The organism is Streptomyces sp. Ru72 (assembly GCF_002920635.1).
Classification (GTDB): Bacteria; Actinomycetota; Actinomycetes; order Streptomycetales; family Streptomycetaceae; genus Streptomyces.
On sequence record NZ_PQSR01000020.1, the window covers coordinates 1 to 21,822 of the forward strand.

Below are 21,822 nucleotides of genomic sequence, written 5' to 3' on the forward strand. Positions count from 1 at the left end.
GCGTCACGGTGCCCTTGTACGGGGCTGCCTCGTCCACGCCGCTCCTCCAGTCGCCGGGTGCGTCGCAGTGTAACCACCAAGGTGGTCGGACCACAGAGGCCCGATGGCGCGAAAAACTGCCGTCAAAGGGTGTTCCGCTGGGCAAGTGGTCTGATAAGTATGCGGGCATCTGCTCGAACACCTTGAGCGAGGAGATATGAGATGCCTGGCAGAAGACCGAGGAAGCGGAACAGTCCCCGGATCATCGGCGCGGCCGTGTGACGGGACGCGGTCGCCTTCGCGGTGACCGGGCTCCGAGAAGGGCGTGATGCACATGGCGATCGGCGCGGTCGTCAACGCGGTCTGGGACCCGGCCGCCCGGCACGCCGGCCGGCCGCTGTGGCGGCGGCTCGCCGAGGCGGGCCCCGAGGAGCGCACCGCCCACCTGCCGGCCCGGGGCCACCCCGCCTGCACCGCCTCCGCCGGCCGGCTACGGTGCGCCGACGACAAGCTCACCCGTCTCGCCGACTTCGTCGTGCTCTCCGGCACGGACGAGGACCGGATGATCGAGTACGTGGACCATGTGCACGAACACTTCCTCGACCCGGTGGTGATGCGGGAGGGTCACTGCACGGCACCCGCCGAGCCGGGCTTCTCCGCCGCGATGCGGCCCGAGTCCATCGCGGAGTACACGTTCCCCGGCGGCACCTTCCGGGCCGCCGACCTCGAGGGCAAGAAGGGGCAAGCTGCATGAGCGACTTCGAGGGCCTCCGGGCCGTGGTGACCGGCGGGGCCTCCGGCATCGGGCGGGCCACCGCGGAGCTGCTGGCGGAGCGGGGGGCCCAGGTGGCCGTCCTGGACCTCGACCCCTCGCAGGTCGGCAAACCGCTGCTCGCGCACCGGGCGGACGTCGCCGACGACGCGTCCGTACGGGCCGCCGTGGCCGCCGCCGTCGCCGACCTCGGCGGTCTGGACGTGCTGGTCAACAACGCGGGCATCGGCGCCCAGGGCACGGTGGAGGACAACGACGACGAGCAGTGGCGGCGGGTGTTCGAGGTCAACGTGCTCGGCATCGTCCGGACGACCCGCGCCGCGCTGCCGCACCTGAGGAAGTCCGCCCACGCGGCGATCGTCAACACCTGCTCCATCGTCGCAACGGCGGGCCTGCCGCAGCGGGCCCTGTACAGCGCCAGCAAGGGTGCCGTGTACTCGCTGACCCTCGCCATGGCCGCCGACCACGTCCGCGAGGGCATCCGCGTCAACTGCGTCACCCCCGGCACCGTCGACACGCCGTGGGTCGGCCGCCTCCTCGGCGCGGCCCCGGACCCGGCCGCCGAACGGGCGGCGCTGGAGGCCCGCCAGCCCACCGGCCGCCTGGTCACGACCGGTCAAGTGGCGGGCGCCATCGCCTACTTGGCGAGTCCCCTGTCCGGCGCGACCACGGGCACGGCGCTCGCCGTGGACGGTGGCATGCAGGGCCTCAGGTTGCGGCCGGTGGGCCGGTGAGCGCGCTCGGCGGGAGCGGTGTCGAGGTCAGCCCGCTGGCCTTCGGTGCCGCCGGCATCGGCAACCTCTACAGCGAGGTGAGCGAGGAGCAGGCGTACGACGCCGTCCAAGCCGCCTGGCAGAGCGGGATCCGCTACTTCGACACCGCCCCGCACTACGGGCTCGGCCTGTCCGAACGCCGCCTCGGGGCGGTCCTGCGCGAGCACCCCCGCACGGCGTACACGGTCTCCACCAAGGTGGGCCGCCTGCTTGAGCCCACGGACGAGGGCGGCGACGACCTCGCGAACGGCTTCGCGGTCCCCGCCACCCACCGCCGCGTCTGGGACTTCAGCGCGGACGGCGTACGACGCAGTCTCGAGGCCAGTCTCGACCGGCTCGGCCTGGACCGTGTCGACGTGGTCTACCTGCACGACCCGGACGACCACGCCGGGCAGGCGTTCCGCGAGGGCTACCCGGCGCTGGAGAGGCTGCGCTCGGAGGGCCTGGTGGGCGCGATCGGCGCCGGCATGAACCAGGCCGGGATGCTGACCCGCTTCGTGCGCGAGACGGACGTGGACGTGGTGCTGTGCGCGGGCCGGTACACCCTGCTCGACCAGCGCGCGCTGACCGAACTGCTGCCCGCGGCGGCTGAACGCGGGGTGTCGGTCGTCGTCGGCGGCGCCTTCAACTCCGGTCTGCTGGCCGATCCGCGGCCGGGCGCCACGTTCAACTACGCGACGGCCCCCGAGGAGCTGCTCGACCGCGCTCTGCGCCTGAAGACGCTGGCGGAACGCCACGGCACCACGCTGCGGGCAGCCGCCCTGGCGTTCTGCTCCGCGCACCCGGCCGTGGCGAGCGTCCTGGTGGGCGCCCGTTCGGCCGGCGAGGTGCGCGACTGCGCCGAGCAGTTCGCGGCGACGGTACCGGCCGGATTCTGGCAGGAGCTGAGAGAGGCCGGCCTCCTGCCCCCGCACGCCCCCGTGCCCACCGAGGAGCCGTGACGACTACTCGGCCGAGGGCGCGGACGCGGGTCTGCCGGTGATCTGGCGGCTGTCATGAGCGTGTCGCGGACGTCGGCCTCGTCTACGACCCGCCGGCACCGCCCACCAGCTCCCGGCGTGCGTTGATGCGGAGCCGGCCCCCGACCTGATCGCCGAGACGGTCGTGGAGCTGCTGCCATGTCGCTGACTGCTCGATTGCAGACCTCCGCCGGGGGGCATCCCGAGCGGGGGCACCCTCCCTCCTCGTGGCGCGGGCGGCCTGGAGCCACCGCACCCTGAGCCCCCGCTGCCTTTGGGCGGCGAAGGGCGACGCCTCGCCGTGCTGCCGGTAGCGGCCACACTTCGAGATCACTCAGCCGTGCCGTCCGTCACCGTAGGCCACCGGCGCGGCCAGCCGGGTCGGTGGCAGGAACTCCCGGACGTAGGTGCGGTGCCAGCAGGCCCCGGTCTCCCGCAGTTCACGCCACGTCGTGTACCGGTAGCGGAAGAGGCGGGCCCGGACGTAGCGCGGCGGCTCGTCCGGGGGGAAGGGGGAGCGGCGCAGGAGCTTCAGGGTGTGGCGGTCGTTCTCCAGGAGACGTTCCACCAGGCCGCCGAACCAGGACCCCGCGTACGCGGGGGAAAGCGCCGCGAACCACATCAGCCAGTCGAGCCGCAGGTGGTACGGGGCGAACTGGCGCGGCCAGTGCCGTGGATCGCCCGGCTTTCCCTTGAACTCGTACTCCCGCCACTCGGAGTCCTCCCGCGGCACGTCGTCCGCCGTACCCTCCACCACCACCTCGTACCGGATCCGGCTGACGCTGCCGAACGCGCCGTAGGTGTTGACCAGGTGCAGCGGGTCGAAGGACCGGTTCATGATCTGGCCGCGGGAGATCATGTTGCGCACCGGGTGGTAGCCGAGGGCGAGCAGGCCCGCGCCGACCGCCAGGACCAGGACCTCGTACCACAGGGGAGCAGCGGGGACCTTCGGGGCCGTGGTGGGGAACAGGACCGCCGACAGGCCCAGCACGATCGTGATCCAGTTCAGCCAGGAGAAGTTGCCCGAGAGGACCAGCCACAGCTGCGTCACGATCATCAGGGACGCGGCGGCCGTCGCGACCGGCTGCGGGGTGAACAGCAGCACGGGGACGACCAGTTGGGTGACGTGGTTGGCCGCCACCTCCACCCGGTGCAGCGGCTTCGGCAGGTGGTGGAAGAACCAGCTCAGCGGCCCCGGCATCGGCTGTGTCTCGTGGTGGTAGTCCAGACAGGTCAGCTTCCGCCAGCAGGCGTCCCCGCGCATCTTGATCAGCCCGGCGCCGAACTCCAGACGGAACAGGATCCAGCGCAGCAGGAACAGCACCACGATCGGCGGCGCCACCTCGTCGTTGCCCAGGAACACCGCCAGGAAGCCGACCTCCAGCAGCAGCGACTCCCAGCCGAAGGAGTACCAGGTCTGGCCGACGTTGACGATCGACAGGTACAGCAGCCACGGGATCAGCCACAGCGCCATCCCCGCCCACAACGGCACCAGCGAGTCGGCCCCGGCGACCAGCGCCGCCGACACCGCGCACCCCGCCCAGGCCCAGGCGGCGAAGAAGCGGTCCGAGTAGTGGAGGTGGAAAACGCTGGGCGCCAGTCTGAACGGCACCCGGGCGACGTACCGCGGCACCGGCAGCATGCCGCGCTCCCCGATCAGCGCCCGGAACTGCAGAGCGGCGGTCAGGAAGGCGACCAGGTACACCACCGCCAGAGCCCGCTGGAAGACCAGCCGGCTCAGCCAGTACTCCGGTGCGACGAACCAGTCCACGGCAACCGCTCCTCTCCCTCCAGTGTCACCGGTACCCCCGGCCGAACCGGTCAGCCCGTCACACCGTGTACACCCCGGCTCGGGCTGTGTAACCCGGCGACGCGGCGGCGCCCCGGCCCACTCGGCCGAACCGCACCGCCGGGCCGGGGCCCTGGACGACCGAGCCGGCAGAAGTCGAAGAATCCGGCAATCCCTGGCATGGTGGCCCCATGGTTGATCGGGGAGGGAGCACCCTGTCACTCCCGAAGGACTGGCCCGCCCACCCGGATCCGATCCTGGCGCTCAACCGCATGGGCAGCTTCGACTGGGACCTGGACACCGGGCTGTTCCACATGGACGCCCGGGCCCACGAGATCTTCGACGTACGCCCCGAGGAATACGACGGCCGCCCCGAGAGCCTGCGCTCGCGCGTTCCGCAGTCCGAGGGCCGCCGTGTCGACGCCCTGGTGGCCCGGGCCATCAAGGACGGCAGCGAGAACTACGGCACCTACTTCCGCATCCGCTGCCGCGACGGCACCCTGCGCTGGACCCACACCCAGGGATACATCAGGCGCGACGAGACGGGCCGCCCGCGCCGGATCATCGGCATCGTGCGCGACGCCACCCAGGAGCTGCGCGACGGCCTGGCCCACAGAGAACAGCTGGCCCAGGAGGAGGCGCTGCGCCGGCAGACGAACATCGTCGAGTCCACCACCGCCGCGCTCGCCCACGCCCGCACCGTCCAGGACGTCATCGACGTCCTCAAGGACAGCCACGGCCTCACCCACCTGGGTGCGGCCAGCCTCGTCATGGGCCTGGTGGAGGCCGGCCGCATCCGCATCGTCGCCGAGGGACCCGCGGGCAGCTCCGTACCCGGCACCCAGGTCACGCGCGTCGACGAGCCCTACCCGATGAGCGAGGTGGTCCGCACCCTCCGCCCGAGGTTCATCGAGTCGCCGGAGGAGTTCGCCGAGCGCTACCCCATCCTCTGGCCGCACCTGACGGACCTGCGCGTCACCTCCGCCGCCTATCTGCCGCTCGTCGCGCAGGCCCGCCCCATCGGCGCCATGGGCCTGCTCTACGACGACCGGCGCGGCTTCACCCCCGACGAGCGCAACGTCCTCGTCGCGCTCGGCAGCAGCATCGCGCAGAGCCTGCAACGCGCCATGCTCTACGAACAGGAGAAGGACCTCGCCCAGGGCCTCCAGCAGGCGATGCTGCCGCGCTCCATCCCCAGCGTGCCCGGCGCCGACGTCGCCGTCCGCTACCGCTCGGCGTCCCTCGGCCGGGACATCGGCGGCGACTGGTACGACCTGATCCCGCTGCCCGGGGACCGGGCCGGCGCCGTCATCGGTGACGTACAGGGCCACGACACCCACGCGGCCGCGGTCATGGGCCAGCTGCGCATCGTCCTGCGCGCCTACGCCGCCGAGGGCCACCCGCCCGCCACCGTGATGGCCCGCGCCTCCGTCTTCCTCAAGGAACTCGACACCGAACGCTTCGCGACCTGCCTGTACGCCGAGGCCGACCTGGCCACCGGAGTGGTGCAGCTGGTCCGCGCCGGCCATATCGATCCGCTGCTCAGGCTGTCCGACGGCGGCTGCCGGCGGCTGCCCGTCGAGGGCGGACTGCCGCTCGGGCTGTCCGCCGAGTTCGACCGCCTGGAGTACCCGGTCACCACGATGGAGCTGGACCCCGGCCAGACCCTGGTGCTGTGCACCGACGGCCTGATCGAAGAGCCGGGCGCCGACCTCGACGAGGGCGTGCACACCCTTCAGGAGCTGGTCTGCGCCGGCCCGAGCGATGTGCGCGACCTCGCCGACCGGCTCATCGACGTGGCCGAGGAGCGGGGCGGCGACGACGACGTGGCCCTGTTGCTTCTGCGGCGCCGGGGGCTCGCCAAGCGGTCCGGCGACCGCCTCCGGCAGCACGTCCCGCCCGGTGACCCGGAAGCCCTCACCGCCGCCCGGCACATGATCCGCGCCGCCGTCCGCGCATGGGGCGCGGGCGAGCGCTCCGACGAGATCGAACTGGTCGCCGACGAGCTGATCACCAACGTCCTGGTGCACACCGAAGGCACCGCCGTCGTCACCCTGCGGGTCCACACCGGCCACGCCCGCCGCTTCCGCGTCGAGGTCGAGGACGCCTCCAGCGCCCTGCCCCGCCGCCGCGACGCGGGAGAGTCGGAGGTCTCCGGCCGGGGCCTGCTCCTCGTCGACCGGCTCGCCGACGTGTGGGGCGTGGAGGCCCGCGGCGGCGGCAAGGTCGTATGGGGCGAGTTCACCGTCCGGGAACGCGGCTGACGGATGCGACCGGTGGCGATGTCGGTGGCGGGTGGCACCCTGGACACATGCCGGAACTGCCCGAGGTCGAAGCGCTCAAGGAGTTCCTCGCCGACCGTCTCGTCGGCCACGAGGTGGTCCGGGTGCTGCCCGTCGCGATCAGTGTCCTGAAGACGTACGACCCACCGGTCACCGCCCTCGAGGGACGCGCGGTGACCGCCGTCGCCCGGTACGGCAAGTTCCTGGACCTGGACGCGGGCGGACTGCACTTCGTGACGCACCTCGCCCGGGCCGGCTGGCTCCAGTGGAAGGACCGCCTGCCCGACGGCGCACCCCGCCCCGGCAAGGGCCCGCTCGCGCTGAGGGTGGCGCTGGAGACAGGGGAGGGCTTCGACCTGACGGAGGCGGGCACCCAGAAGCGGCTCGCGGTGTACGTCGTCAGTGATCCGCTCCAGGTGCCGGGCATCGCCCGCCTGGGTCCCGACCCGCTGGCCGACGGCTTCGGCGAGCAGCGCCTCGCCGGACTCCTCGCCGGCGAGCGGCGCCAGATCAAGGGCGCGCTGCGCGACCAGAGCCTGATCGCGGGCATCGGCAACGCCTACAGCGACGAGATCCTGCACGCGGCCCGGATGTCCCCGTTCAAGCTGGCCTCGTCACTGTCGCCGGACGATGTGCACCGCCTGTACGAGGCACTGCGCACGACGCTGACCGAGGCGGTCGAGCGTTCGCGCGGCCTGGCCGCCGGACGTCTGAAGGCGGAGAAGAAGACCGGCCTCAGGGTCCACGGCCGCACCGGGGAGCCCTGCCCGGTGTGCGGCGACACGATCCGCGAGGTCTCCTTCAGCGACTCCTCGCTTCAGTACTGCCCGACCTGCCAGACGGGCGGCAAGCCGCTGGCGGACCGCAGACTGTCCCGGCTGCTCAAGTAGAGGGCGGGGCGACCGGGCGGCCGGTCAGCGGACGCGGCGACCGCGCACTCTGCCGGGCGAGGGGTCAGCCGGCCGTCCCGGACCACGGCCGCAGCTTCTCCGGGTTGCGGACCGCCCAGATCCGGGTGACGCGCCCGTCGGAGACGTCGAACGAGGCTACGGTCATGACGACGCCGGCACGCCGGGCCACCAGGCCCGGCACGCCGTTGACCGACCGCTCCAGGAGTTCGAGCCCCGGAGCCTTGTCGGCGATGGCGACCATGTACTGGGCGATGCGCGCTCCGCCCTCGACTGGGCGCAGGACGGTGCCGACCATGCCGCCGCCGTCGGCTGTCATCACGGCGGCCGGGTCGAGGAGACCGACGAGGGCCGCGATGTCCTTGGTCTCCCATGCCTCTTTGACGTGCCTCACCACGTCGGCCCGGCCGGTCGCCGTCACCGGAGCGCGCGCGACGCCCACCCGCCGCCGGGCGGAGGCCGCCAGCTGCTTGCAGGCCGCGGGGGTCCGGCCGAGCACGTCGGCGATCTCGGCGAACGGGTACCGGAAGACGTCGTGCAGGACGAACGCCACCCGCTCGGCGGGCGTCATCGACTCGAGGACGACGAGGAAGGCCATGGTCACCGACTCGTCCAGGACGATCTGGTCTGCCGGGTCCGCGGAGGCTGCGGTGCCGGTGGAGCCGGTGGCGCCCGCGTGGTCCCACTCGCTGCGGTCGGGCAGCGGCTCCGGCAGCCACGCGCCGACATAGCGTTCCCGGCGGGCCCGCGCCGAGCCGAGCAGGTCCAGGCAGATGCGGCAGGTCACCGTCGTGAGCCAGGCGCCGGGGGACAGGATCTCCTCCTGCCGGCTTCGTGACAGCCCGTACCAGCGTGCGTAGGCATCTTGTACGGCGTCCTCGGCCTCGGTCACCGAACCGAGCAACCGGTAGGCGACGTTGATCAGTTGGCGTCGCTCGCCGGCTATGTCGTCTGCGCCGCTCCCGGCAGTCCCCATGCTTCCGGCCGCCCCCTCGCCTTACCTTTCGCGGGCCCGCGTCGTCGGGCTGGTGAGACCTTATCGATCCACTGCCCGAGGGCATGAAAAGGGGACTGTGACATGGCCACTCAGGTGACGACGACGGCGAACGCGCGGCGCGGCTCCTCGTTCCTGCGGTTCGCGATCGCCCTGCAGACCCTGACCATATTCCTTCAGGCGGTCTCCGCCGGGCTGCTGCTGACCTCGTCCTACGGAGAGACGCTGCACAGTGTCGGCGCCCGTGTGATGTACGGGGCGTCGATGCTGTACGTGCTCGCGGCGGTGCTGGCGTGGAAGCCGGGCGGCGGCTCGCCCCGGCCTGTCCGGCACGCGTCGGGTTTCCTCGCACTCGCCTCGGTCCAGGTCGTGCTCGGCATCGCGCACGTCCCGTCGGTCCATCTCCCCCTGGGTGTGCTGATGTTCGGTCTGAGTGTGCTGGCGCTGGCCCGGCGCTGAGGTCCGACACGGGACCCGAGGTGTTTCCTTCAGCGACTCCTCGCCGCAGTGCCGGCGGCCTGCGGACGGGCGGCAGGCCGCCGGCGGACCGCATAGCGTTCCGGCTGCTCAAACAGAGGGGCGGGGCAGCCGGGCGGCCGGTCAGCGGGTCTTCAGCGTGACCAGGCGCTGCCCGCTTTTGGTACGCACGTCGAAGTGGTCGATCTGGTCAGAGCGCATGCCCGTGCCGCCCTGGAGCGTGGTCGGCTCCCCGTCCTCCGCGGGGACCATCCAGCTCGCCACCGTCTGCTCCGAACCGTCCTTGCCGACCGCGACGAGCCGGCAGGGATGCGGTCCCGACCGGTCCTTGACCGTCACGTCGATCTGGCTGCCCCAGACCTCGTCGTGCGCGGTGATCCGCGCCCATACGCCCGTGTCCGGGTCGGTCGCGGTCATGGCCGTCGTGGTGGCGGACGTCGAGCCGTGCCCGGTGACGAGCGCCGTCGTCGGCCCTCCGACCGCGAACACCGCGGCCGCCGCGACCGCGTACAGCCACCGCCTGCGTCCGCTGCGGTGCTTGGTCGCCACCTCGTCGAGCAGCCGCTCCAGCAACCGGGGCCCCGGTGCCGCGAAGGGGTGCACGGACCGTGGGGTCGCCCTCCGGTAGAGCATCAACTGACGTGCGGCGGGGCGGAACTCCGTCACGTGCGCCGCACACGTCGGGCACTCCATGAGGTGGTCCTCGAAGCGGAAGGCTTCCGCCTCGTCCAGCACGCCCAGCGCGTAGGCGCCGACGTCGCGGTGGCGTTCCAGGGACCTCATACCAAATCCTCAGGCCGGTGGGCGGGGTGGGGGTGGTGCTGCTGTTGCCCACCGGTACGGACCAGGCGGCCGAATCACTCAAGGCCGTTACCGAATCGCGGCCGAGAAAGGTGTTCGGAGCCGCCGGGCCGGCGGATTGGTCGTCCCGGGAGACTTCTTCAGAAGAGATGGATGGCGAGATGTCCCAGGGGCAGCCCAAGCTGCCAGGCCGGCGTCCACACCTTGGGGCCGTCCTCCTCGCCGACCACCGGGCCGCCGCCGGGCACCGCGTCCAGATCGGGGGCGAGCAGCTCGGTCTCCTCCAGCCAGCGCCAGGCCGCCGCGGCCAGCTCGAGGTCCGGCGCCGGGCCGCCGGAGCGGGCCGCTTCCGCGGACAGCTCCGCCATCCGCTCGCACACCCAGTCCTGCCAGGGCTGGTCGTACGCCGTCAGCGAAAGCCAGGTCTCCAGCTGTGAGACGACCCGGATGCGGGAGAGCTCGCCACCGGTGTCGGACAGGAAGATCGTCAGCGCCAGGGCGTCGCGCCCGGCGCGGAACTCGAAGGACGTCGGCGGCATCAGGTCGCCGGTCCGCAGCAGTTCGTCCGCGATGTACTCGGCGTACAGCCATGCCATGGGGACGGTCAGTTCACCGCCGTCGGTGCCGTCCGTGCTCTCGTGGCCTCTGTGCAGCATCCCTTCCTGCCTTCCTCCGGTGCGTGCGCGTCGCCCGAGACTCGGGCCCCAGTCCGCAACACGGATGAGGCAAGCCCATTGCTCAACCATGGTCCGCAGCAAGGCGCTTTACGAAGGCTTGACTCTGACTTCGGTTTCACCGCAGGTCCGCCGCGTATCCCGGAAGGACCCGGCGCAGGGCGCGCAGGGCGTAGTACGCACGGGACTTCACAGTACCGGGCGGAATACCCAGGGTTCGGGCGGCCTCCGCCACACTGGCCCCGTGGAAGTACACCTGCACCAGGACTTCTCTGTGCTCGGGAGTGAGTGTCTTCACAGCCTGCCGTACGTCGAGCGTCGCGACGGCCCGTTCGGCGTGGTCGGTGATCACGCGGGCGTTCTCCGGTACGGCGTCCCCGACCTCGGCGGGTCGGGCCTGACGCGCCCGCTTGGCGTCGATGGCGAGCCGCCGGCCCACGGTGAGCAGCCAGGGGCGCACGGAGTCGAAATCGGGCGCGCGCAGCGCTTCGGGGTGTTGCCAGGCGCGTACGAACGTCTCCTGGAGCAGGTCCTCGGCGCGCTGTCGGTCACCGTCCGAGAGCCTGAGCAGCAGCGCGAAGAGGGGACGACCGTGCTCGCGCTGCAGCTCGGCCAGCTCGTGCTCGGCGGTCGTCCCGGTGGCGGGGGTGGTGCTTGCGGCCGTCATGGGCGTATGGCAACGCGCCTTGGCCCGCCGGGACAGGGCCGGGACGGCGCGGTGCGGTGGGCGGTCGCTGTTCGTCGGTGAACGGTGCGGTGAGCGGTCGACCGGAGAGGCGTACCCGGCTTCCCGGTGTCGGTTCAGGGGTGGTGCGGGGCCTTGGCCAGCTCGGACCGCCGGTAGGAGTAGCCGAAGTAGACGATCTGGCCGATCAGGAACCACACGGCGAACCGCACCCATGTCTCCCACCGCAGGAACGTGATCAGCCAGAGCGAGAAGACCACACCCATCGCGGGCAGGAACGGCATCCACGGCGTCCGGAAGGTGCGCGGCAGGTCCGGCTGCCGGTAGCGCAGCACGATCACCGCCGTGCACACCACGACGAACGCCAACAGGATCCCGATGTTGGTCAGTTCGGCCACCTGTGCGATCGGCAGGAACCCGGCGATGAGGGCCGAGGCGATCCCGACGATCCATGTCACACGGGTCGGGACGTGACGCGTGGGATGCGTCTTGGCGAACCACGAGGGCAGCAGTCCGTCGCGCGACATGGAGAACCACACCCGGGTGACGCCCAGCATGAACGTGAACATGACGGTGAGGATGCCGATGATGGCCCCGACCGCGATCACGTCCGCGAGCCCGCTGAGGCCGACCGCCTTGAACGCGCTGGAGAAGCCGCTCTCCTTGTCGATGTGCTGGTACTTCTGCATGCCCGTCAGGACCAGGCAGGCCGCCACGTACAGCACCATCGAGATCGCCAGCGAGTAGACGATCGCCTTCGGCATGTGCCGCTGCGCGTCCTTGGACTCCTCCGCGGCGGTCGACATGGCGTCGTAGCCGAAGACCGCGAAGAACACGGTCGCCGCACCGGTGAACGCGCCGCCGACGCCGTAGGGGAAGAACGGGTGGTAGTTGCCGCCGTCGATGTGGAAGACGCCGACACCGATCACCAGCAGCACGACGAGGATCTTCAGCGCCACGACGAACGTCTCGAAACGGGCCGCGTTGCGGATGCCGAGGTTCAGCAGGTACGCGATCAGCAGGCACAGCACCAGCGCGAACAGGTCCACCCGGTGCCCTGCGCCCGTGCCCGGCGCCCCCAGCATCCACGCCGGCAGGTGCGCACCCGTCTCGCCCACGAGGAAGCCGAAGTAGCCGGAGATGCCGATGGCGACCACCGAGACGATCGCCGTGTACTCCAGCAGCAGGTCCCAGCCGATGAACCAGCCGGCGTACTCGCCGAGCACCGCGTAGCCGTACGTGTAGGCCGATCCCGCCTTCGGGATGAGCCCGGCGAACTCGGCGTACGACAGGGCGGCGGTCGCGCTCGCCAGGCCCGCGATCAGGAACGACACCAGGACCGCGGGTCCTGCGGTGCCGTTCGCGACCGTGCCGGCCAGGGTGAAGATTCCGGCGCCGATGATCCCGCCGACGCCGATCGCGGTCAGCTGCCCCAGGCCGAGCGAGCGCTCGAGCCGGGTGCCCTCGCCGACCTCCGTCTCGTCGATGTGCTCGATGGGTTTGCGGCGGAGAATTCCCTCGCCCTTGCGGAGTCCGGCCATGAGCCTCACCTCTTCGCGGACGTCTTCGCGGACGGCAATGCGCTGGCCGGATCATGATGGCGCAGCCCCCACCGGGGAGGGAAGACGGCGACGTCCCTACGGTACGACTGTCACGGGCCAGCGGCCCGCCTTCACCAGGCGGATCGCCACCGAGCCGATGATGCGGTGGCCGGCCTGCTCGGAGGCGCCGACCACGACGGCGTCCGCCTTCAGCTCCTCGGCGGCCTTGACCAGGCCGTTGTACGGGTCGCCGCGGAAGGTGTGGAACTCCCAGCGCACGTCGAATATGCCCTTCAGCCGCTCGGCGGCCTCACGGATCTGGGCGACCAGTTCCTCGGCGATCTGGTCGGTCGTCTCCGCCACCGGAGCCCCGAGTGCCGCCCCGGCCGCCATCACCGGCTGTACGTACACGGCCGCGAGGAGCGCGTGCTGGCGCCGGGCGAGACCGCCGGCGTAGGCCGCGGCCCGCAGCGACGAGTCGGAGCCGTCCACCCCGACGAGGATGACCTTGGGCCCGTCCGTGCCCCGCTCGAACTGGTGCGAGTGCTGTTCCGTCACATCGGCGAGGCTATCGGAACCCGCTGGCCCGGGCCGTTGCGGCCAGGGATCACGGGCCGGACGTCCGCTCAGGTCCGTACATCCCGGTACGTGGGTCCCATGGGGTGATCTCCGCCGCCGTGGTCGGTGTTGCGCGGACGCGGGCTCACCGATCCGCGCCACTGATGAATCATGAGAAAGGATCAGCTGCTCTCACGGCGCCGCCTGCTGCTCGCCGGAGCCGCCGTCCTGGGCGCGGCCGGGGCGGCCGGGGCGGCCGGGCTGCTCCTCGAGGACGATCCGGTACGGCCGGCCCGCGGCGCCCTCGCCGCCGCGGGCCCGGGGGCCCGCGGCCCGCACGAGTCGTCCGCCTTCCGGCTGCGCCCCATGACCGGGTCCTGGCCGGCGAGGCGCACACCGGTGCGGACCGCCGTGCGTCGTGAACCGATCCTGCGCATGCCGGACCGCGGCAGGAGCATGGTGCTGACCTTCGACGACGGCCCCGACCCCCGCTACACCCCCGGCATTCTGCGTACCCTGCGCGAGTACGACGTGCGCGCGATGTTCTTCGTCTGCGGGGAGCCGGCCGCGGACCACAGGGACCTGCTGCGCGAGATGGCCGACGACGGTCACATCGTCGGCAACCACACCTGGACCCACCCGCTGCTGACCCGGCTGACCCGCCCCGCGATCCGCTCCGAGATGGAACGCACCTGCGAGATCGTCCAGGAGGCGTACGGAGAGGCGCCGCTGTGGTTCCGCGCGCCGTACGGGGCCTGGAACCGGGCCGCCTTCGAGCTCGGCGCCGAGCTGGGCATGGATCCGCTGGCCTGGACGCTCGGCAGCGGCGACTGGACGACCCCGCCGCCGGAGGCGAAGGCCATCGTGGAGCAGGTGGAGGGCGGCGCCGCTCCGGGCGTCATCGTCCTCTCGCACGACGCCGGTGGCGACCGTACACAGACGGTGGCGGCGCTGCGCGACTGTCTGCCGTTCCTGCTGGACGCCGGCTACCACCTCACCGTGCCCAGGAGGCGGCCGACCTGAGCACCCTGCCGGGCATGTACGCCGATCCCGGCCGTCCCCCGCTCAGCGCACGGCGATCATCCGGGCGAAGACCACCACGTTCCCCGCGTAGTTCCCGTCGACGAACTCTCCGCCGCAGGTGATGACCCGTAGTTCCGGGGCGCCCTTGCTCCCGTACACGCGGTCACCGGGGAAATGGGCCTTGTCGAAGACCTCGTTGCCGTAGACCTCGAACACGGCGGTCCTGCCGTCCTGGCGCCGGACCTCGATGTGATGGCCCTTTCCCAGCGCACCGAGCCCGTAGAAGACGGCCGGCCCCTCATGGTTGTCGACATGGCCCACGATCACGGCCGTGCCCTTCTCGCCGGGTGAGACCGCGCCGGTGAACCAGCCCGCCAGGTTCGGATCCTCAGGTGGCGGGGCGGCGACCCAGCCGGACGTGTCCAGGCCCACCGGTATGACGGGGGCGTCGATCTGGAGCGCGGGGATGCGGACGCGCCCGACCGCGGAGTACGGCAGCGGATCGGGCGTCTCCGAGACAGTGGAGCCCGAGCCCGAGCCCGAGCCCGAGCCCGACCCCGAGCGGGAGTCGGGGGCCGCCGCCCTCACGGGCTGGGGCGGGCCCATGGGGGACTCGCCCGAACCGTTCCGCACCAGGGCGAGACCCGTCAGCAGCGCCAGCGCGATCACACCCCACGGGGCGCGCTTGCGCTGGCGCCCCTCTCCTCCGTCGGCCGGCCCGGAAGCAGACATTCGCCATCCCCTCCCGGCGCCGCCGTCTCGCCGCGCCGTTCACGCTGTGACGGTCAGGAGGTGCTGCCGCGGCCACGGCGGCGCGTGAGGTGCCAGGCCGTGCCGACCGAGACCAGGACGAGGGCGGCACCGAGGCCGGTCTTCTTCAGGTCGAAGCCGCCGATGCTGCCACCCTCACCGGCGTGCACTCCGTGCTGTGGCCGCTCCGCCTCGCCGCGTCCGTTCCCACGGCCCGAGCCCTCGTCCCGCGACTCCTCGTCGCGGTCGTTGCGCCCGGAGGTCATGACGAGCTGCCGGTGGCCGGCCTGGTGGCCGCACTGGAACAGCACATCGAACGTGGTGCCCGGCAGAGCGTCCCGGCCGACCGTGGCCGTGGCCGAGTTCCGGCCCCGGGGAATGGTGACGTCGTCGAAGGCGCCCGAGAAGACCTTGGCGTCCTGGTTGCAGCCCCGCACCGGCAGGTTGACCCGCCCACCGGGGGCGACCGCGGCCGGTTCCAGGTTGTAGGAGAAATTCGAGTGGCCGGCGCCGGCCTCCCCGCCTCGGGCGACGGCCGTCGTACACGCCGTGAGGGCCAGGGCACTGACGCCCAGCATTGCGGCCGAAGCGAGGCGAATCGCGCGCATGGTGAGCCTCCAGGTCTCCGAGGAGCCGTGCCGCGGACCTGTTCCGCTTGCTTCGGAAATGCACCTCGTTGCCCGAAACGCTAAGAAAAGGGGTCGCCGGGCGCGATCGCAGTAGAGCGAATGGGGTACGGGTGTGTGCCGCACAGGGGAGGCGGGGCCGTACGGGGGCGGGCGCGGAGGGCGCCCGCCCCCGTGAGGGCTCGCTGTGCCCGCGGCCTCTTGAGGCTCGGTGGGCACACCCGCTTGAGGGCCGGGTGGGCCCGCCCGCCTCCTTGAGGCTCGGGACCCGTCAGCCGTGCAGCTGCGGGAACAGCGCCAGGAACGGCTCCGAGGAGGCCGAGACGCCCCGGCTGTAGGGCGCGTCGAAGTCCCAGATCAGGAAGAGCAGGAAGGCGATCAGCGCCGAGAAGAGCCCTGCCAGGAGGAGTTCGCGCGCCGTACGCCGGATCTGCAGCGCGAACACCATCCCGATGGTGACCACCGCCCCCGCGATCAGCCCGAACCACACCACCGGCGGCATCGTCGAGCCGGTGGAGCCGGCGCGCGCGTTGCGCGCCGCGTCGGCCGCCGTCACCTGGTCCACGAGCGGCTGGTAGGCCTGCGCCTCGTAGTCCGTCTTCGGGTGGTAGTCGGTGACGTCCTGACGGATCCGCTGGAACAGCTCCTGGCCGCGGGCGGTCACCTCGCCGTGATCGGCCATGGCCTTCCACTCGGTGGTCACGACATGACCGACATAGGCGTTGACGTCGGCGCGGACACGGTCGCGGACGTCGGCCGGATAGACGCGGACGCGCTGCGAGATCTCGTGCAGCGCCTGCGCCTCGGCCTGCACATGGTCCTGGGCGGCGCTGCGCGCCTCCCACACCCCGGCGATGGCCAGGCCCAGCACGATGGCGTACACCACGCCGATCCACATCGTCATGTACTCGATCACGTCCGGGGTCTCGGACGGGTCCTCGTCCACGGCGGCCGTACGGGCCCGGACCAGGGTCACCACGACCACGACGGCGCACGCGGCCGCCATCGCGAGGGTGAGAACAAGCCATTCCGACAACAGGTGCCTCCAGAGGTCAGCGCGGACGCAGCGCGGCGATGGCGAACACCGCGGGCGCGACGATGAGCAGGGTGAACGTGAGCGGTGACGGCCCGTCATGGGGCGGCCGTGGGTGGGACACGGGGTGGTAGGCCGGATAGCGCACCGGAGTCGGGGCGGGGTGCGGGCTCGGCCTCGGCGGGGGGCGTCGGGGGACGGCGTCGGCGCGGGGGAGGGGATGTGGACGGGGACCGGGGCAGGTGTCGGGACCGGCCGCGGGGCCGGCGGAAGGGCGCGCGGCGGCGGGGGCGGAGGCACGGGCTTCGGTGTGGGGTGCGGCGGCGGGGGCGGCGGGGGCTCGGGTGGCGGCTCGGGGGTGGGCGTCGGAGGCGGCGTCGGTGTCGGGCTGGGTGGCGGCGTGGGGCTCGGGCTCGGTGCGGAGCACGGCGGCGTGGGCCAGAGGTCGCCGCCCGCGACCGCCACCGCCTCCGTGCCGCCCGGGCCGGTCGAGGCGTACGCGCACGCGTCGGCCGACGCCACCCCGGCGGGAACGCCGACGAGGAACCACGCCAGCGTCACCAGGGTCAACCCCCGGGTGACGAGGGTCGTTCGGGGCCGTTGGGGTCGTTGCACGACCGAGATCATCGGCTTCGCCGCGCCCCCGCACGCCCGGCCCCCGGCGAATTGCCTCGAAGGAGGGAGATCCGTCGTGGTGGCGTTTTGAGCAACCACGCCCGGTCCACGCCGAGTTGGGCACATCTGTGCGAGGCGTGCCGGGGGCGGGCCGGGACGCCGGCCGGAAACGCGTCACAGCTTCCGAAAAGAATTTCCCGGTCCGATTGAACACACCGGGCACTCCCGCCCGTACCCATGGCCACACAGCGGCGCACAGAGGACGCTGCAACACCGAAGCTGACAGCGGGAGTTGAGAATGAAGACATCCTGGCGGAGCGCCTCCCTCGTGGCGACCGCTGCCGCCGTGCTGGCGCTCACGACGGCGTGCGGTTCGCAGAGCGGCACCCAGTCGGCGGGCAGTCAGAACGTGGGGGCCACCGCCCTCCCGGGCGGCCTGGGTTCCAGCCCCTCCCTCCCCGGCAACGGCTACGGCGCCGACTCCACCGCCGCGCCGAGCGCCTCCGCCTCCGCGGGCGGGCAGTCCGCGGGTCAGCTGGCCGTCGTCGAGAACGCGAAACTCGGCAAGATCGTCACGGACGGCGCCGGCTTCACCCTCTACCGCTTCGACCAGGACACGGCCGAGCCGCCGAAGTCCTCCTGTGACGGCGACTGCGCCAAGGCGTGGCCGCCGGTCCCCGCCGAAGGGGCCACCGTCGCCTCCGGCATCGACACGTCCCTGCTGGGCGAGGTCACGCGCTCCGACGGCACCAAGCAGCTCACCATCGCCGGCTGGCCGATGTACCGGTACGCCAAGGACACCAAGGCGGGTGACGTCAACGGCCAGGGTGTCAAGGGCACCTGGTTCGCGACCGCGCCCACCGGCAAGAAGGCCGGTGCCGCGTCCTCCCTGCCCGGCCTGTCGGTCCGCAACGACCCGAAGCTCGGCCCGATCGTCGTCGACAAGAACGGCATGACGGTCTACCGCTTCCTGAAGGACAAGGCATGGCCCAAGCCGGTGTCGAACTGCACCGGCGCCTGCCTGGAGAAGTGGCCCGTCGTCGCCCCCGTCTCGGTCGAGGACACCAAGGGCGTCCAGAAGAAGGGCCTCATGGGCTTCACCCGCCCCGACGGCGCCAAGCAGATGACCGTCAACTGCTGGCCGATCTACACCTTCTCCGGCGACAAGGCCCCCGGAGACACCAACGGTCAGGGTGTGGGCGGCACCTGGTACGCCGTATCGCCCGACGGAAAGCCGGTCGGCGCGCCGAAGTAGAGATCACACCTCCCCAGGGTTGATCGACCGCCTCACCCAGTCAGCGACGGAAACGCGGAAGGGAGTGGACACTCAGCCGGACGAACGGGACACAGGCGCGCACGACCGGGTCCACCCCCTCCGCACCGCACGGAGGGGGTGGACCCTTCGGCGTGGGCGGCGGCGAGGCGTGGACCCTTCGGCGCGGGCGGCCGCGCGCGTCCCAGGCCCTCCACGGAAACACCACGTCGTGACCGGGAACGGACGGTCAATTTCCGTTTTTACTCGCTCCGTTGGCGGACGATCAGTAGCCTCAGCTCGAACACCGGATCGCCTACACCGTCGTCAACGCCTTGGAGACCTGCATGGAGCGCCCCGCCTGGGCCCCTCGGAGCATCGACATCTCCGTGCCGAGTGTCGCCCGTATGTACGACTTCTACCTGGGCGGCTCCCACAACTTCGAGGTCGACCGCGAAGCGGCGCGCAGGGCCATGGAGTACATGCCGGGACTCCCCAAGATCATGCAGGCGAACCGGGCGTTCATGCGCCGCGCCGTGCGCTTCGCCGTGGGTGAGGGCATCACCCAGTTCCTCGACATAGGCTCCGGCATTCCGACCTTCGGCAACGTCCACGAGGTGGCGCAGCAGGCGCACCCGGGGGCGCGCGTGGTGTACGTCGACCACGACCCGGTGGCGGTCGCGCACAGCCGCGCCGTGCTCCAGGGCAACGAGCACGCGGACGTCGTCGCTGCCGACCTCCGCAAGCCCCAGGAGATCCTGGCGAGCCCTCAGGCGGAGCGACTGATCGACCGGAACCGGCCAGTCGCGCTCCTTCTCGTTGCCATACTGCACTTCGTGGAGGACACGGACGACCCGTACGGTGCGGTGGCCGAGTTGCGCGACGCGCTCGCGCCGGGCAGCCTGCTCGTTCTCACGCACGCCTCGTACGAGGGGATCCCGCTGCCGAAGGAGCGGGCCGACGGCGCGGTCGACGTGTACAACACCATCCGCAATCCGCTGATCATGCGCTCGCGCGACGAGATCGCGCGGTTCTTCGAGGGGTACGACATGGTGGAACCCGGGCTGGTGCCGATGCCGAAGTGGCGGCCCGACACGGCACCCGAGGACGAGGACCCCTATTCGTTCGCGGGGTTCGCCGGCGTGGGGCGCTCGGCGTGACCGCGGGACCGGGTGGACCGGAGGACAGACTGCGCAGGTTCGCGACGATCTGGAGCCGGGCCGTCTACCCGGTGACCTCGACGTCGTTGACGCGGCCGGAGTTCGAGGAGCGACTGCTGCCGCTGGCCCGGCAGTTGAGCGAGGCGCTGCGGGCCAGGGCGTTCGACGCCGCCGCGGCCAAGGGGATCGGCGCGGCGCTCATCGACGCGCACTGCACCGACCCGGAGGCCCTCAGCCGCACCCTGGACTGCGTCGACGCCTACCTCGTGCTCTACTGCGGCGACCCGGACGCCCCCGCGCAGACGCAGGAGGCCCGGCGCTCCCGCTGCTCACGGCTGCAGCACGCGATGGCCGCCGGATTCGCGGCGGCACTCAAGGAGCGCACGCTGGCCGAACAGGAGGCCATCGCACAGGCCGCCCTCACCGCCCAGGGCGAGGTGGCGGAGGCGCTGCACGCCACGGAGGCCCGCTTCCGCGCGGTCTTCGAGGGCGCCGCCATAGGCATCGGCATCGCCGACCTCGACGGCAACGTCCTCCAGGTCAACGGCGCCCTGCTGCGGATGTTCGGCGGCTCCGAGCAACTGGTGCGAGGCCGCAACGTCGCCGAGTGGACCCACCCCGACGACGCACCGCAGGTCTGGCACCTGTACGACGAGCTGGTGCGCGGCGAGCGGGACCACTACCACGTGGAGAAGGCCTTCTACCGGCCTGACGGAACGGTCCTGTGGACCAACCTCACGGTGTCCCTGCTGCGCGACGCCGACGGCAATCCGCAGTACCAGCTCGCGCTCATGGAGGACACCACCGAGCGGCGGCTGCTGAACCTCCGGCTGCGCTACGAGGCCACGCACGACGCGCTCACCGGCCTGCCCAACCGGACCCTGTTCTTCGAGCGGCTGGAGAAGGCGCTGGCGGCGGGGGAGGGCCGGCGGTTCGGCCTGTGCTACCTCGACCTGGACGGCTTCAAGACCATCAACGACAGCCTGGGGCACGCGGCCGGGGACCGGCTGCTCGTCGAGGTCGCCGACCGGCTGCAGGCCTGCGCGACCGGCCCCGGCGAGATGGTCGCGCGCCTCGGCGGCGACGAGTTCGTGGCGCTGACCACCGGGCCCGACACCGAGCGCGGAGTCGACGAGCTCGCCGGGCGCATCATGAACGCGCTGGTCACCCCGATCAGCATCGACGGGCGGGAGCTGACCGTGCGCGGCAGCATCGGCATCGTCGAGGGCCCGGTGGGCGAGCGCGGCCCGGCAGAGGTGCTGCGCAGCGCGGACATCACCATGTACCGGGCGAAATCGGCGGGCGGCAACCGCTACGAGCTGGCCGACCCCGAGGCCGACGCCCGGGCGATCACCCGGCACGGGCTGACCACGGCCCTGCCCACGGCCCTGAACCGGGGCGAGTTCTTCATCGAGTACCAGCCGCTGGTGCACCTCGGCGACGGCAGGGTGCACGGCGCCGAGGCGCTGGTGCGCTGGCTGCACCCGCAGCACGGGGTGCTCGGCCCCGACCGTTTCATCCCGCTCGCCGAGCGCACCGGGCTGATCGTGCCGCTGGGCCGCTGGGTGCTCGAGGAGGCGGTACGGCAGGCCCGCGCCTGGCAGGAGAAGCAGGACCAGCCCGGCCCGCTGCGCATCAACGTCAACCTCTCGCCCTGCCAGCTCACCCATCCGGGGCTGGTCTCCGACACCGTCGAGATCCTGGAGCGGGCCGGTCTCGAGCCGGACGCGCTCTGCCTGGAGGTCACGGAGTCGGCGCTCATCGGCGCGGACGACGATCTGCTCAAGCCGCTGCGCCGGCTGGCCGAGATGGGCGTGGACATCGCCCTCGACGACTTCGGCACCGGCTACTCGAACCTCGCCAACCTGCGCAGGCTGCCGGTGCGGGTCCTCAAGCTGGACCGTTCCTTCACCCAGAGCATGCAGCAGTACCCGGCGGACCCGGTCGACCTGAAGATCGTGGAGGGGATCGTCTCCCTGGCCCACAGCCTCGACCTCGCGGTGACGGTGGAGGGCGTGGAGACCGGCGCCCAGGCCGAACAGCTGCGGATGATGGGCTGCGACACCGCCCAGGGCTGGTACTACGCCCGCCCCGGCCCACCCGAGCGGCTGCACGAACTGGCCCTGGTGGACGCGACGGGTTGAGTGCCGCGGCCGTACGGACCGCGCCCC

At 71.9% G+C, this 21,822-nt stretch carries 20 protein-coding genes and 1 pseudogene; 10 read left to right on the top strand and 11 right to left on the bottom strand.

The genetic code is table 11. The features are described from left to right. Positions 1-289 precede the first annotated feature (289 nt). The 3 genes and pseudogenes from C3488_RS12415 to C3488_RS12425 all read left to right on the top strand — a co-directional run. A pseudogene (locus C3488_RS12415) lies at positions 290-733 on the top strand (hypothetical protein); the annotation flags it as partial. After that, positions 730-1,485: an SDR family NAD(P)-dependent oxidoreductase gene (locus C3488_RS12420; protein WP_103839450.1), complete on the top strand. Its 756-nt coding sequence runs from the start codon at positions 730-732 to the stop codon at positions 1,483-1,485. The pseudogene C3488_RS12415 and the gene C3488_RS12420, both read left to right, overlap by 4 nt. Beyond that, on the top strand, positions 1,482-2,465 hold the full coding sequence (locus C3488_RS12425) for an aldo/keto reductase (protein WP_103839451.1): 984 nt from the start codon (positions 1,482-1,484) through the stop codon (positions 2,463-2,465). The genes C3488_RS12420 and C3488_RS12425 overlap by 4 nt, the downstream gene beginning before the upstream one ends. A gap of 352 nt (positions 2,466-2,817) precedes the next feature. Here the strand turns inward: C3488_RS12425 and C3488_RS12435 are convergent, their stop codons facing one another. Further along, the gene (locus C3488_RS12435) at positions 2,818-4,254 is read right to left on the bottom strand and encodes a lipase maturation factor family protein (protein ID WP_103839453.1); all 1,437 of its coding nucleotides are present in this window, start codon (positions 4,252-4,254) and stop codon (positions 2,818-2,820) included. 209 nt (positions 4,255-4,463) lie between these two features. On the opposite strand from C3488_RS12435, the gene C3488_RS12440 reads away from it, so the two are divergent. Both C3488_RS12440 and C3488_RS12445 read left to right on the top strand, forming a co-directional pair. After that, entirely contained in the window at positions 4,464-6,536 is a 2,073-nt protein-coding gene (locus tag C3488_RS12440) for a SpoIIE family protein phosphatase (protein ID WP_103839454.1), read from the top strand. A 47-nt stretch (positions 6,537-6,583) separates the two neighbouring features. Beyond that, positions 6,584-7,444: an Fpg/Nei family DNA glycosylase gene (locus C3488_RS12445; protein ID WP_103839455.1), complete on the top strand. Its 861-nt coding sequence runs from the start codon at positions 6,584-6,586 to the stop codon at positions 7,442-7,444. Between the two features lie 64 nt (positions 7,445-7,508). Here the strand turns inward: C3488_RS12445 and sigJ are convergent, their stop codons facing one another. After that, complete coding sequence (sigJ, locus tag C3488_RS12450) at positions 7,509-8,438, bottom strand: RNA polymerase sigma factor SigJ (RefSeq protein WP_103839456.1); 930 nt, start codon at positions 8,436-8,438, stop codon at positions 7,509-7,511. A 102-nt stretch (positions 8,439-8,540) separates the two neighbouring features. Between sigJ and C3488_RS12455 the strand changes: the two genes are divergently transcribed. Then, on the top strand, positions 8,541-8,915 hold the full coding sequence (locus C3488_RS12455) for a hypothetical protein (RefSeq protein WP_103839457.1): 375 nt from the start codon (positions 8,541-8,543) through the stop codon (positions 8,913-8,915). A gap of 141 nt (positions 8,916-9,056) precedes the next feature. On the opposite strand, the gene C3488_RS12460 is transcribed toward C3488_RS12455, so the two are convergent. The 5 genes from C3488_RS12460 to C3488_RS12480 all read right to left on the bottom strand — a co-directional run bounded on the left by C3488_RS12460 (position 9,057) and on the right by C3488_RS12480 (position 13,192). Continuing rightward, positions 9,057-9,716 (bottom strand): zf-HC2 domain-containing protein, encoded by a 660-nt coding sequence (locus C3488_RS12460; protein WP_103839458.1) that lies wholly within the window; start codon positions 9,714-9,716, stop codon positions 9,057-9,059. A gap of 158 nt (positions 9,717-9,874) precedes the next feature. After that, positions 9,875-10,390, bottom strand: a complete 516-nt coding sequence (locus C3488_RS12465; RefSeq protein WP_103839459.1) for a hypothetical protein — start codon at positions 10,388-10,390, stop codon at positions 9,875-9,877. A 136-nt stretch (positions 10,391-10,526) separates the two neighbouring features. Beyond that, positions 10,527-11,075, bottom strand: coding sequence for a sigma-70 family RNA polymerase sigma factor (locus C3488_RS12470; protein ID WP_103839460.1), 549 nt, complete (start codon positions 11,073-11,075; stop codon positions 10,527-10,529). A gap of 134 nt (positions 11,076-11,209) precedes the next feature. After that, positions 11,210-12,634 (bottom strand): amino acid permease, encoded by a 1,425-nt coding sequence (locus tag C3488_RS12475; protein WP_103839461.1) that lies wholly within the window; start codon positions 12,632-12,634, stop codon positions 11,210-11,212. 96 nt (positions 12,635-12,730) lie between these two features. Continuing rightward, positions 12,731-13,192 (bottom strand): universal stress protein, encoded by a 462-nt coding sequence (locus C3488_RS12480; protein ID WP_103839462.1) that lies wholly within the window; start codon positions 13,190-13,192, stop codon positions 12,731-12,733. A gap of 171 nt (positions 13,193-13,363) precedes the next feature. Here C3488_RS12480 and C3488_RS12485 point away from each other — a divergent pair, with 171 nt between their 5' ends. After that, a complete protein-coding gene (locus tag C3488_RS12485; protein ID WP_103839463.1) occupies positions 13,364-14,215 on the top strand; it encodes a polysaccharide deacetylase family protein in 852 nt (283 codons plus the stop codon). 42 nt (positions 14,216-14,257) lie between these two features. On the opposite strand, the gene C3488_RS12490 is transcribed toward C3488_RS12485, so the two are convergent. From C3488_RS12490 to C3488_RS40460, 4 genes are all read right to left on the bottom strand, one after another. Beyond that, the gene (locus C3488_RS12490; RefSeq protein WP_103839464.1) at positions 14,258-14,947 is read right to left on the bottom strand and encodes a class F sortase; all 690 of its coding nucleotides are present in this window, start codon (positions 14,945-14,947) and stop codon (positions 14,258-14,260) included. 53 nt (positions 14,948-15,000) lie between these two features. Then, positions 15,001-15,573, bottom strand: coding sequence for a hypothetical protein (locus C3488_RS12495; protein ID WP_103839465.1), 573 nt, complete (start codon positions 15,571-15,573; stop codon positions 15,001-15,003). Between the two features lie 289 nt (positions 15,574-15,862). Next, positions 15,863-16,627 carry a DUF4239 domain-containing protein gene (locus C3488_RS12500; RefSeq protein ID WP_103839466.1) on the bottom strand — a complete coding sequence of 255 codons (765 nt, stop codon included), beginning with the start codon at positions 16,625-16,627 and terminating at the stop codon, positions 15,863-15,865. 16 nt (positions 16,628-16,643) lie between these two features. Next, positions 16,644-17,051, bottom strand: coding sequence for a hypothetical protein (locus C3488_RS40460; protein WP_181138994.1), 408 nt, complete (start codon positions 17,049-17,051; stop codon positions 16,644-16,646). Positions 17,052-17,537: 486 nt separating this feature from the next. Here C3488_RS40460 and C3488_RS12510 point away from each other — a divergent pair, with 486 nt between their 5' ends. The 3 genes from C3488_RS12510 to C3488_RS12520 all read left to right on the top strand — a co-directional run bounded on the left by C3488_RS12510 (position 17,538) and on the right by C3488_RS12520 (position 21,795). Continuing rightward, on the top strand, positions 17,538-18,494 hold the full coding sequence (locus C3488_RS12510; protein ID WP_103839467.1) for an SCO0930 family lipoprotein: 957 nt from the start codon (positions 17,538-17,540) through the stop codon (positions 18,492-18,494). 344 nt (positions 18,495-18,838) lie between these two features. Continuing rightward, positions 18,839-19,651 (top strand): SAM-dependent methyltransferase, encoded by an 813-nt coding sequence (locus C3488_RS12515; protein WP_103839468.1) that lies wholly within the window; start codon positions 18,839-18,841, stop codon positions 19,649-19,651. Beyond that, entirely contained in the window at positions 19,648-21,795 is a 2,148-nt protein-coding gene (locus tag C3488_RS12520) for a bifunctional diguanylate cyclase/phosphodiesterase (protein ID WP_103839469.1), read from the top strand. The genes C3488_RS12515 and C3488_RS12520 overlap by 4 nt, the downstream gene beginning before the upstream one ends. The last annotated feature ends 27 nt before the right edge of the window (positions 21,796-21,822 follow it).

Coding starts and splice junctions, on each gene's coding strand:
- C3488_RS12475 (WP_103839461.1), bottom strand. CDS start 12,634: ATGGCCGGACTCCGCAAGGGCGAGGGAATTCTCCGCCGCAAACCCATC.
- C3488_RS12485 (WP_103839463.1), top strand. CDS start 13,364: ATGAGAAAGGATCAGCTGCTCTCACGGCGCCGCCTGCTGCTCGCCGGA.
- C3488_RS12440 (WP_103839454.1), top strand. CDS start 4,464: ATGGTTGATCGGGGAGGGAGCACCCTGTCACTCCCGAAGGACTGGCCC.
- sigJ (WP_103839456.1), bottom strand. CDS start 8,438: ATGGGGACTGCCGGGAGCGGCGCAGACGACATAGCCGGCGAGCGACGC.
- C3488_RS12515 (WP_103839468.1), top strand. CDS start 18,839: ATGGAGCGCCCCGCCTGGGCCCCTCGGAGCATCGACATCTCCGTGCCG.
- C3488_RS12465 (WP_103839459.1), bottom strand. CDS start 10,390: ATGCTGCACAGAGGCCACGAGAGCACGGACGGCACCGACGGCGGTGAA.
- C3488_RS12495 (WP_103839465.1), bottom strand. CDS start 15,573: ATGCGCGCGATTCGCCTCGCTTCGGCCGCAATGCTGGGCGTCAGTGCC.
- C3488_RS12460 (WP_103839458.1), bottom strand. CDS start 9,716: ATGAGGTCCCTGGAACGCCACCGCGACGTCGGCGCCTACGCGCTGGGC.
- C3488_RS12490 (WP_103839464.1), bottom strand. CDS start 14,947: ATGTCTGCTTCCGGGCCGGCCGACGGAGGAGAGGGGCGCCAGCGCAAG.
- C3488_RS12420 (WP_103839450.1), top strand. CDS start 730: ATGAGCGACTTCGAGGGCCTCCGGGCCGTGGTGACCGGCGGGGCCTCC.
- C3488_RS12510 (WP_103839467.1), top strand. CDS start 17,538: ATGAAGACATCCTGGCGGAGCGCCTCCCTCGTGGCGACCGCTGCCGCC.
- C3488_RS12455 (WP_103839457.1), top strand. CDS start 8,541: ATGGCCACTCAGGTGACGACGACGGCGAACGCGCGGCGCGGCTCCTCG.
- C3488_RS12470 (WP_103839460.1), bottom strand. CDS start 11,075: ATGACGGCCGCAAGCACCACCCCCGCCACCGGGACGACCGCCGAGCAC.
- C3488_RS12445 (WP_103839455.1), top strand. CDS start 6,584: ATGCCGGAACTGCCCGAGGTCGAAGCGCTCAAGGAGTTCCTCGCCGAC.